The 12,623-nt window shown below is 51.2% G+C and carries 4 protein-coding genes; all 4 read right to left on the minus strand.

What is annotated here, in order from left to right; translation table 11 throughout:
• Positions 1-31: 31 nt before the first annotated feature.
• Positions 32-3,436, minus strand: a complete 3,405-nt coding sequence (locus AC2YIT_RS19170; protein ID WP_487280204.1) for a VCBS repeat-containing protein — start codon at positions 3,434-3,436, stop codon at positions 32-34.
• 58 nt (positions 3,437-3,494) lie between these two features.
• Complete coding sequence (locus AC2YIT_RS19175; RefSeq protein ID WP_487280205.1) at positions 3,495-5,036, minus strand: RagB/SusD family nutrient uptake outer membrane protein; 1,542 nt, start codon at positions 5,034-5,036, stop codon at positions 3,495-3,497.
• Positions 5,037-5,058: 22 nt separating this feature from the next.
• Positions 5,059-8,136: a SusC/RagA family TonB-linked outer membrane protein gene (locus tag AC2YIT_RS19180; RefSeq protein ID WP_487280206.1), complete on the minus strand. Its 3,078-nt coding sequence runs from the start codon at positions 8,134-8,136 to the stop codon at positions 5,059-5,061.
• A 206-nt stretch (positions 8,137-8,342) separates the two neighbouring features.
• Entirely contained in the window at positions 8,343-12,479 is a 4,137-nt protein-coding gene (locus AC2YIT_RS19185; protein WP_487280207.1) for a hybrid sensor histidine kinase/response regulator transcription factor, read from the minus strand.
• Positions 12,480-12,623: the final 144 nt, after the last annotated feature.

Below are 12,623 nucleotides of genomic sequence, written 5' to 3' on the forward strand. Positions count from 1 at the left end.
CCAGATAACGAGGCTTGTCCCTGATCCGCGGCTATGGTAGGTGATGGTTCATCGCCTCCGGCGAAATACGGTGGATCGCAACGCCTTTGGAATGCACGGCTGTCAACAACAGCCGCTGATTTTTCGGGCCCCGAAGCAGCTTGCTGGAACGGGCATCGCCTGGGAGCAGCAGGCCGCTTTTCGCCGGATTCTGCGGAGAAAATGCGCCTTTGCCGTTTCCAAGCAGTAAAAGACCCATAGATGCATCCTGCCTGCCCATGTTAACCTCGTTGGGATAAAAATTGCCCGACAGGATCACGTCCAGGTTATGGTCCGCATTCACGTCTGTCACCACAATCCCGAATACGGGCGCTATTTGCGCCTCTACGGGCAATGCATTTACTTCGAAACGCCCATTCCCCTTGTTCTCAACGTACGCGGTTTGCAGAAACGTTGCTTTTGCCGAATAGGCGCCTTCCTTCTCGTCTGCGCTTAATAAATCGTCAAAGGTGGCTTTGGCATAATCGATGTAATGCGGGTATTTCCTGCGGAACTGGATAACCTGCTGGTTCAGCGCATCACGAGGAACGCTGGGGTAGGAGACTCCCTGGATAAAATAACCCATCAATGGGTCGAATGTACCATCGTTGTTAAAATCCTTTGCCACCAATGTCACCGGCTCGCGCTCCGACGCCCGGTAAAATGTGTTGGTACCCTCATTACCCGCAATGAAATCAATATCGCCGTCATGATCGAAATCTCCTGCTGCGAGACTGTTCCACCAGCCGGAATAGGGCAATAGGGATGTTTTGATGGATTCGGTTTCGCGGAATTTGGTTTTGTGGTTTTTGAATATTCGTATCGGCATCCATTCCCCGGCGATTACCAGATCGTCCAGGCCGTCGTTGTCCGCATCGGCCCATATCGCGGCGCACACCATTCCTGCCGAGAGCAAATCGGGACAATAGGATGCGGTAACATCCGTAAATGCCGGTTTCCCGTTGCGTGAATCGTTCCGGAGCAGGTAGCTGCGCACTGGCAACGGGTATTTGCCCGGGACCATCCGCCCGCCTATAAACAGATCTGCGTCGCCATCTTTATCAAAGTCATTGGCAACCACACAGGAACCGCTTAGCGAAATGGCGGGGAAATTTCCGGCGGGTGCAAGTTTGAAATTGCCGCGGCCGTCATTTAAATACAACTGCACCTGGTAGAATGCATGATCCGTTTCGGGCCTTTCGCTGCCGCCATTGACCACAATCAAATCCTGGTCTGTGTCACCGTCCGCGTCAAAAAATGTTGCCGATATATTTTCATGCAGCGAATCCTGGGCGATTTCGCGTTTGGTAAATGCGCCCGATGCCTGTTGAAAATAAATGCAGGGTTTTCCCTTCTGATAACTTGCCCCGGCGAAAAAATCGTCCAGACCGTCCTGATTTGCATCGCCGGTCGCGATGGCGAACCCGCTTTTGGAGAGCATTTTGTGGAGTGCCGCCGTCTGCTTGAAGTCGATGTAGGTCGATTTGTTGTGCACGAAGTCGATCCCCGATTCATCGGTAACATCCGTGAAAAGTGGTTCAGGGGCGTTGGGAGCTGTTGGAATTACGGTTTTGGCATCTTTGCGCCTGAGCTCCAAATGCCGGTTAGCAGCAACCTTGTAAAGCTTTTGGGACATCCCTCCCGGCCAGGTTACCAGCAGGCTATCGACTAATCCGCTATTTCCCAGGCCGAAATGCAGCCCGGTACCGACGGAGGAAATAAAGCCGCGCACGACATACATTTCAGCGTACTGAGCTTGTTTCCCCTGCCATATTGTAACATTGCAGCCGATCCCGGCCAGGTTTCCCTGATCGCCTTTGAAGGTGATAGAAAGAAAGTGGGTGCGCTCTTGCTCGCGGCTTTGATTTTGATATATGAATGGTTCCGAATCAATATTGTTGACTACAAGATCCAGATCGCCGTCACCGTCCAGATCGGCGTAGGCAGCGCCGTTTGAATACGACAATTCGTCGAGCCCCCATTCTTTCGATGTATTTTGAAAAGTTAGGTTTCCTCCATTTTTATAGGCATAGTTGCGGATTTTTACTTCGGGAACCTTCTGAATCAGTTCCAGCGCATTTTGCTGCTTGAAATCGTTGGTACCGAAGTTTGAAAAATCTTCTTTGAACTGGATAAAATCGCGGTCGGTCACATCGCGCCGGTAACCGTTTGTGATGAAAATATCCTTTAAACCGTCATTGTCGTAGTCGGCGATAAGCGGCGCCCAGCTCCAATCTGTTTTGGAAATACCCGCCAGTAGCCCTATTTCGGAGAACCGGGGTGTGACGGGAACATTTCCGCTTTTGTCACGAAGCGGGCCCAGGTTCAGTTGCAGCATATTTCGCATGTATTGCAATTGATAACCGTACTGCTCCGAAATGCTCATTTCCTTCCGGTCATAATCCTGGCCGGCCAGCATTTTTTTCTGTCTCAGATTGTCTTCGGGCAGCATGTCGAGCTGGAATATGTCGGGATACGTATCGTTATTGATGTCGGCGATGTCTACGCCCATGCCGAACAGGCTGGTGTGGGCGGTGGCTTCCTTGATCATATTGTTAAAAAGCGGTTTTGCGCCTTTCCCGGTGTTGAGGTAGAGCATATCGCTGCTGATGAAGTCGTTGGAGCAATAAATGTCCGGGTAACCGTCCTTGTTCATATCGCTCACAGCCAGGCCCAGTCCAAGGCCCTCGTATTTCACACCGGCTTCTTTGGAAATGTCGGTGTATTTGGGCAGCCCGTTCTCCTGCCGACCTTCATTAATGTAAAATTTACCGGTGCTGGGATAGGAGCCGTCGTGGTAAATCTTGCGGATAAAATTCGGATTTTGCAGGTCCGGAGCAGTGTTCATCATGTAGGCGTCCAGGTCGCCGTCCAGGTCCGCATCGAAAAAGGCGGTTTGGGTAGTGAATGCACGGGTATTCAACCCATATGCTTTCGCGAGCTCTTTAAACGTCGGCACGCCGTCGGCTCCGTTGCCTTGATTAACAAAAAGCAGGTTTTCAGAATCCGGCATTTTCATATGACTTGCCACGCTGATGTAAATGTCGAGCAGCCCATCCTGGTTGATATCGACCATGGAAATGCCGCTGCACCAACGGGTAGTGGTGACGCCGGCCTTTTTGGTAACGTCTTCGAACGCCCATTTTTGGGAGACGGTATCGATTCTGCCTAAATACAGCCTGCTGCTGACCTGGTTGCCGCCGAAGAAAATATCGGGTTTCCCGTCCTGGTTCACATCTCCGATCCCGACGCCGCCCCCGTTGTAAAAATTAGTGAAAGTGAACGGATTGATGGAGTCATTAGGTGTAAGCCGGTTGACAAAGTTGACCCGCGTTTCATCCGGTGTATGCAGCCGGAACAAGGTGTCGCTTTTGTTTTCGCAGGAAATGAATGTGCTGATGATTAATGTAGATAGCAAACAGACGACACCGGTAGTAAACCGGTGCCGTCCTGCCTTTGCTTCTTTATTTCCAGGATCAATAACCCGGGTTCTGATCTTTGGCGTCAATCTTTGCATTGTTATCTACTTCCTGTTGAGGGATAGGCAGTAATTCATGTTTTTTAGCCTGGAAATAGGCGATAGGCTCGGTTTTGAGCTTGCCGTTTTTACGCCATCTCAGGATATCGCGGTTGCGGATCTGCTCGCCGCTCAGCTCTACGCGGCGTTCGTGCATGATGGCGGCAAACACCTGGTCTTTGGTGGTAACCGGATATTTCGCGGTAGGGTAGGCCGGCATTGAAACGCTTTTCCGTGCACGCGTCATGTTCAGGTATTTGACGGCCTGTGGAATATTGCCCAGCTCGTTTTCCACTTCCGCCAGGGAAAGTATGGTTTCCGCAAACCGCATGATCCGCTGATTGATTCCGCCGGTCAGGAACGACTCGTTCATTTTGTACATCAGCGAATATTTCTGCCAGCTTATCTTTTGGGTAACGCCATCCACGACCGATGAGCTGCCGTTCTGTTGGCCGTCGGTCAGCGTCGACGCCCCGTTATTGTACTTTTCCCCCGTGAAATAAAACGAGTCCTGATACCGGGGATCGGTCTTGGCGTCACCTTTGGTGGTTTTTTCGAATTCATTGAGCAAGCCATTTGAAGGGATTACGTTACGCCAGCCGATCGCCGAATATTCCTGCGTGCGCACGGTCTCGGTTCCGGCCGTAGCGCCGTTTCCGTCTCCGTCCCAGTTGTAAACTCCGCCGGACGGATAGAAGTTGACTTCGAAAATGGACTCCTTATTGAATTCGGTTTCTTCCAGGTAGTTATCGTTGTAGTTGTCGACCAACGCGTACAGATTGGAATCATACACTTTCAATAATTCTGTTTTGGCATTTGCGTAATCGCCTTGCTGCATGAAAACCCGTGCCAAGAGCATTTGTGCAGCGCCCTTGGTCACTCTTCCCTGGTTTGCGGCATTGTAGGTGGCCGGGAGCTGGTCCTGGATTTCTTTCAGTTCGGCAACTACGTAGGCATATACCTCGGCCTCAGGGGATCTTGGGAGGCTTCCGTCGACGGTTAAGACGTAGTTTTTATACAAAGGCACGCCGCCCCACATGCTCACGAGCTCGTAATAGGCATACGCACGCAGGAAGCGGGCTTCGGCAAGCAGGCGGGCCTTGTCGGCAGCCGGAATATCGGCCACCGCGGTGGAGTTGTCCACTACCGAGTTGGCACGGTGGATCAGCCGGTAATAGGCCAGCCACACGGTGCCCATAACCGAGTTACCGCTGTCATGCGTGCCGAGGAGCAACTGGTTGCGGGGCGTTTCCAGCTGCCCACCGCCTGCGGCCATATCGTCGCTCCGGAGATCGTGCAGAAAGAACCATTCGCGCGCTACCAGGTTGTTGGCTTTGAGCATGGAATACACGCTGGTCACGCCGCTGGTCAGTTCGGCGCCGTTTTTATAGTAATTCTCGACGGTAACACCGTTGGGATTGGTCTTTTCCAGCACATCCTGGTTACAGGAAAGGACCATGCCCAGTAAAAGTGTTGACGCCAATATGATATTTCTTTTCATTGCAATGCTTTTTCAAATGTGATTAGAAACCAAAACTCAATCCTACCTGTAATGTCCTGGGCTGCGGGTACATGCCGTAGTCAATTCCATTGATCAGCTGTGTGCCCGTCGCCGTGGACGAACCGTTGGCGCCGATTTCCGGATCCAGGCCCGAATACTTGGTGAATGTGAGCAAGTTGGTTGCCGAAACATACACACGGGCTTTGGTAATGGTGTTCCGGGTCAGCGCGGAAAGTCCTTTGGAAGGGATCGTATACCCGATGCTGAAGTTCTTGATCCGCATATAAGAGCCGTTCTCCACAAACCGGTCGCTTGTTTTGCTATTGTTGTTAGGGTCGCCGCTCACGGCGCGGGGAACATCGGTGTCTGTATTGGTCGGGGTCCACGCATTCAGCACATCGGTTCCAGCATTGAACAGGCGCAGCATACCTTGCTCGATCACCTTGGTACCATTGTAAATCTTGTTGCCCTGAACACCCTGCAAATACAGCGTTACATCGAAACCCTTGTAGCTGCCGCCGAAGTTACCGCCATAGCTGAATTTTGGAATAAAACTACCCAGGTACTCGCGGTCGTTGCCGTCGATAATGCCGTCGCCATTCAGGTCTTTGAAGCGGATATCGCCGGGTGCCGCGGCAGGCTGATACTTGGTCTGGTCGTTGCCGTCAATGGCATTGGCCTGGTCAATCTCGGCCTGGCTTTGGAAAATACCATCGACTTTCCATCCATAGAACGACTGGATCGGGTGCCCGGCTTCTGTTTTGGTAATGTCGAAACCGCCGAAGTCGTCATTTTTTCCCGAGAATATGGATGCGTTTTCTGTGGCCAGACTTATCACCTTATTTCGGGTAATATCCAGATTTACAGAAGCATTCCATTTGAAGTCACCTTCGTTTTTATTGAAACCCAATTGAAATTCATATCCCCAGTTCTTCATCTTTCCGATGTTGGACAATGGCGAGGACGAGTAACCCAGCGAATTCGGAATAGGTACTTCCAGCAAAAGCCCGTCGGTATTGCGGTTGTAGCGTTCAGCGGTAAATGTGAGGCTGTTGTTGAACAAAGCCAGGTCGATACCGAGGTTGGTCATGGCGGTGCTTTCCCATTTCAGCTGGGTGTTGCCCAGGGCGCTGAAATAGGAGCCTAAAAGTTTGCTACCTCCGAAAACATAATTGGAATTGTCCGCCTGCACCAGCGATTGCCAGGCGTAACTCCCGATTCCATTGAAACCGGTCTCGCCGTAGCTGGCGCGGATTTTAAGTTCTGAAATTTCGGGAACGTTTTTCAAAAACTCTTCTTCGCTGAGGCGCCATCCCAGGGACACGGAAGGAAATGTACCCCATTTGTTACCCGGCGCAAAGCGCGAGGAACCATCCCGGCGAACCGATCCGCTAAGCAGGTACTTGCCGTCATACTCATAGTTCAACCGGCCGACGTACGAAATGAGCGCGCTTTCGTCCAGCGAGCTATTCGCATTCGGATTGGAAATGCCCTGCATCTGGTCTATGTCATTGTTAGGCCTGTAACCCGAGCCGTTGAGCGTGTTGGTACGGAATGTCTGCTTGTCGACGATCGCAGTGACGTTCAGCATATGCTTGCCGAATGTTTTGTCAAAGGTCAGCTGATTGGTAATCACCGGCGAGTAGTAGGCGGTGCGTCCGTTCCGGATCTCGTATTGGGTACGGGACTTGTAGCCGTCGTTGTAGATCGGGAATTGATCGTTGGACAGCGCGCTCACCACATCGGCCCCGAAACTGAAACGGTATTTGAGGAAACTGGTCAGGTTCAGTTCCGCGAACAACGAGCCGAGCACTTTAATGCGCTGGCTGCGCGAGACGTCCATCTGGGTGATCCGCAGCGGGTTATCCGGGTCGCTTCCGTCGGCAGCGGTCGGAGAGCTGTATCCTCCCAGTTTGGTAGGGTCCTTGACGGGCCAATACGGCAGGTTCCGGATGGCCTGCATGACCAGCGTGCGCCCTCCGCCAAAGCCTTGCTCTCCGCGGCTTTTGTCGTAAGAAAAAGTCAGTGTCTGGCCGATCTTCAGGAATTTAGTGATCTGATGGTCGGAGTTGATCCGGAAATTGGCCCGTTTGTAATTCGTTCCTACCAGAATGCCTTCCTGATCGAAATAGCCCGCGGACGTAAAGAAGCGGGATACACTGTTACCCCCGCTTACCGAAAGCTGGTGCTGCTGCACGGGCGCATTTCTGAAAAGGACATCCTGCCAGTCGGTGTGCGTCTGGGCAAACGTCTGGGTGGCTCCTTCGTAAATAGGTTTATTCAGATCGGAAAGCCGGCCCGGCATGGCGATACCGGCATTGCCCAGCAAAGCAGTCGCATATTGAATGTATTGGTCGGTATTGAGCAGGTCCAGCTTTTTCCAAGCCGACTGCGTGCCGAAATAGCTATCCACATTCACATGCAGCTTGCCGTCCTGCGATCCTTTTTTGGTGGTAATGATGATGACCCCGTTGGAGGCGCGCGAACCATAAATCGCCGCCGAACTGGCATCTTTGAGTACTTCCATGGATTCAATATCCTTAGGGTCCAGGTTATTGAGGTCGCCGGAAGGGATTCCGTCGATCACATAGAGCGGTCCGGAAGCATAGTTGATCGAACCTATCCCGCGGATCCGGACGATCGGCGTCTGGCCAGGGCTACCGTTGTTCACTACGCGTACGCCCGGTACGCGGCCTTGCAGCGCCTGTTCGGCGCTCACCACGGGAAGGGCTGTAAGTTCTTTGGGAGAAACCGAAGATACCGCGCCGGTCAGCGACGATTTCTTTTGGGAGCCGTACCCGATCACGACCATTTCTTCCAGTGCCTGGTTTTCGGTCGCGAGCTTTACATCAATGCGGGTCTTTGTCCCGACCTCGATCTCCTGTTTACCAAATCCGATAAAACTGAATACCAATACGCTGCTCTCCGAGGGTACATTGATTGTGAAATCACCTTTCGCATCGGTGCTGGTGCCGACGCTGGATCCTTTCACGGTCACGTTCACACCCGGGAGCGCGTCCCCGTCTTCTGAGGTTACCCGGCCGGTTACCTGTTTGTCAGCAACTTTCGCCAGCACGAGGTTCGCCGAGAGAATTGCCATCAATATCATTAATAACCATTGTCTGGGCCTTTTCAAATGAAATTCTAGTAGAAGGTCTTTCATATGCGTGATAGATATGGACTAAAATGACAAAAACTTGTACCAATCAAAGTTTGAGTAAATTTCAGGAAATGTCAACGTCACACTTAACCGCCACGGCGTCATAGCCGCTGAATTGAACATTTGTTTCCTTCATTCTAACATTTTTACCCTTGGAAAGACAAGAAATTTCGGCGGGCCTGTATGTATTCTGACGGAAGTACACCGAATTTGGCCTTGAAGGATTTGGTGAAGTAATTGGGTGCGGCAAACCCGGTGGCATAGGAAATCTGCGCAATGTTCATATCGCTTTTTTCGAGCAGGAGTGCCGCCTTTTCCAGCTTGATCGCCTTGATAAATTCGATGGGCGTTTGTCCGGTGATTTCGAGTAGCTTGCTGTATAACGTGCCACGGCTCATTCCCAGTTGTTTACTTAGTTTTTCGACGCTGAGCTGGGAGCTGTTATTGATGTTTTCATCAATGTATGCCAGAATGTTCTTGATCAGTTTTTCGTTGCCCGACACAATTTGGGGCTCAGGCCGGGTGACGTCAATCTGCCTGGTATATGTGTTTTTTAAAAGCCGGTTGAGCAGTAGCAGGTTGTTGATTTTGGCATTTAAAATATCAAAATTAAAAGGCTTGGTCAGATAGTCGTTTGCCCCGGAATTCAATCCGCGCAGCTCGTGTTCCTCACCCGCCGAAGCCGTCAAAAGAATGATCGGAATATGGGCCGTGCGTTTATCGGATTTGATCTTCCGGCTCAGCTCGATACCATCCATTTCGGGCATGGCAATATCGCTGATGATGATCTGCGGATGTTGGGCGAGTGCTCTTTGCCATCCCACCGACCCGGTCGAAGCTTCGATTACCCGGTAGTGGTATTCAAGGTTACTTTTGAGATAATGCCGGAACTCGTCGTTATCCTCTATGACCAGAATTTCAGCAGGCAGCTCGGCTGCGGGCAAAGGCACGGCGCGCGCGCCGGAGACCACGGCACGCTCCGGTTGGTCATCACGGGAAATTACAGTAACTGCCGGTTCTGAGCTCACATTAGCGGCCAGAGTCCCGCAGGGGAGCATTACCGTAAAGGTGCTTCCCTTCCCGGGCGCGCTGTCCAGATGAATCGAGCCGTTGTGCATCTGGACGAATTCCCTGACAATAGAAAGACCAATGCCGCTTCCCTGATTAAGGATCGAAGCAGCAGTATCATGCTGAAAAAAGCGCTCAAAGATTTTTCCGTGCTTATCGGCCGGGATGCCGACGCCCGTATCCGACACTTTAATATGCAGCCGTTGCCCCGCGTTTTCCGTCTGCGAGAGCGAGAGCGTTACTTTTCCGCCCCTTCGGGTGTATTTAAATGCATTTGATAACAGGTTCAGGATAATGCGTTCGATTTTGTTGGCATCGAAATCCATGTATAGGGTGCTTACCTGGCTTTCGAAAACATACTCAATGCCTTTTGTCTGGGCTAGATACCTGAAAGACTCCGAAATATCATGAATGAAGGAGACGATCTCGCCCTGCATGGCTTCGAGCTTCGATTCGTGTTCCTGAAGGTTTTTGAAATCAAGCAGCTGGTCGACCAGGTTGAGCAGCCGCCTGGCATTGCGCTTGATGCCCTGCAAATGCGGCGTGTTTTCGGCAAGCGCCGCCCGGTTGAGCAACTGGTCCAGTGGTGCCAAAATGAGGGAAATAGGGGTTCTGAACTCGTGGCTGAGATTGGTCAGGAACTTGATTTTCATTTCATCGAGCTCCCGCTTTCGCTCGATTTCCCTTTCAAACTGTTCCTGTCTGAATTTGTTTTCAAGCTTTTGGATACCTCTGCGCCTGATCACGAACATTAAGCCGATAAAACTCAGCAAATAGAAAATGTAAGCGTAAACGGTCATGTAGAAGGGCGGTTCCACCACGATTTCGACGGCAGCTCCCCGGCTGTTCCAGTTCCCGTTGCGATTTTTTGCCTGTACCTCAAATCGGTAGGTTCCCGGAGAAAGGTTGGTGTAGCCGGCAGTCTGGGAAACACCTGCATCATGCCATTCGCTGTCGAAACCGTCCAGCCGATAGCGGTACACGGTTTGCGACGGATCGGAATAATTCAGCGCCGAGTAGGCGAGGGTAAAGTTTTGTTTGTATGCCAGATGTATGGATTGGGCGACCGAAATATGCTCGCTAAGCGTCGTGGAATCCGCAGGAGTGATGGATTTGTTGCCCACCCTGAGCTCTTTCAAAATTACGGGTATCGGGTTGCTGTTCTGCCTGAGTGAACGGGTATCCAGGTAATTAAACCCTTGTATGCCGCCGAAAAACAACAGGTTGTCCCGTGTTCTGATACCGGCGCCCAGGATAAAAGTATTGTTCTGCAAACCATTGTGCGGAGAGTAGTTGGTGAACTTTTTAGTGGTTTGATCGAGGTAGCTCACTCCCTGATCCGTACTTACCCAGATACGTCCCTGCGGATCTTCGAGGATTTTATTGATCACCCCACTGGCAAGTCCTGCTTTTTGGTCAAAGACCGTAAAGCTGCGCGTTTTGGCATCGAACCGGGCCAACCCTTCGCCACCGGTACCGACCCAGATAACACCTTTGCTATCCTGATAAAGCGAAAGCGCATTGTTTCCCGGCAGCGTGCTGTTGAGCTTATCGTATTGGACAGACTTTTTCAAAACCGGATCGAATATGGCTACGCCGGTCCCGTGCGAGGCGATCCAGATGTTGCCGTTTTTGTCTTGCAGAATATCCCTGATGTAGCCATTCAGGGGAATCATACGTTTTGCGATTGGGATGCTGACATCGAAATGGCGTTCAAATCGCTGTTTTTCAGGGTCGAAAACATTAATACCTCCGCCGTTGGTCCCTATCCAGAGTTTGCCCTGCGTGTCGGTCAGCAGCGAAAAAACGTCGTCATTGTTTAGCGATGAAGGATCCGCACCTTGAGTAAATTGACGATATTTCCCGGTGCGGGTATCCAATGCGAAAAGCCCGTCGTGGAAACTGCCGATCCATAGTTTGTCACCGGATAGTTCCAGCGCCATGATCGCCAATCCTGAGCATCCTGGTTTATTTTGGGGAAGGACCGGAATTTTGGTAAACAGCTTTGTCTTCCGGTGATAAAGGTTTAAACCTCCGCCGTCGGTCCCCACGAAAAGATCGCCGTTTGCTTTCTCAGCAAATGAGGTTACAAATGAAGCGCTTAGCCCGTGAGGATCGTAAGGGTTTGATCGTTTCAGCGCGAAAGTGGTAAGGTTTTTGTCAAACTTATTGACGCCTCCCTTGTAAGTACCCAGCCAAAAAATCCCCTGTTTGTCGATGAGGATGCTTCGTATCGACTTGTTGGTCAGGCTGAAAGATGCGCGGGCGTCGGGCGCATAGCGGGTGACTTTTCCGGTTTTGATATCCATCAGGTTCAGGCCGCCATCCGTGCAGACCCAGAGCATCTCACGGTTTTCTGCCGCCACAGCGTAAATCATGTCGCTGCTGATGGAATGTGGGTCGTTTGCCTGGTATTTAAAGCTTTGAAGCAGAGCACCGTCGGGTGAAAATTTGTACAAGCCGTTAAATGTGCCTACCCAGACATTGCCGGCTTTGTCGCCATTAATTGTCTTTACCTGATTGGCATTGGAGGAGGGCGCATTCTCTCCGTAGGCAATGCGAGTGAAGTGGTTGGTTTTGAAGTCAAACCGGAACAGGCCGGTCTCTGTTCCTATCCACATATGCTCTTGCGGATCTTCGAAGAAACTCTGCACCAATCCGTTTCGAAGTTGATCAGGAACGCCGGCGCGCTGGCTTAGCCGGGTTGTCTTGAACGTTGCCGGGTCCACGAGCACAAGCCCTGCAGTGGTAGCCACCCATAACTGGCCCGTGTGATCGCTCGTAATCGCCGTGACGCTTTCGTTGCCGATAACACGGACAAAGGCATCCTTCCGGCGGTCGTACAAATGCAGGGAACCTTGTATCGTGCCGATCCAGACGCGGCCAGCTTTGTCTTCGTGGAGCGAGGAAATGTCGTTGGACGCCAGGCTTGAAGGATTTGACCTGTCATGCCTGTAAATGGTAAAGTCAGTTCCATCGTATTTATTCAGACCGTCGTCGGTGCCGAACCATAGCAAACCATAGCGATCCTTTAAAATCGTATGAACGGTATTGGACGAGAGTCCGTCTAGGGATGTGATCGCGGTAAAGTTCAGCTGTAAATCGTTCCCGCCGGCGTTGCAAGCAGGGGGCAGCACAAACAGCAGGCCAATCCAGGTGATCATCAAAAATTTCAGGGACACTGACATGATATGGTTTTGTAGTTCATTTTTCATTTCTCACCCCTTATTAAACATTTGTGGCATTAGTTTTAACAAAAATACTCATGATAAACACCTGGGGTTATCTACATTTGCTCATCAATAAATTAAATATAATGTTGGAAAAATGATGAGTCGGTTATGCCGATATAGAAGCAG

The organism is Dyadobacter sp. SRI_021 (assembly GCF_057586235.1).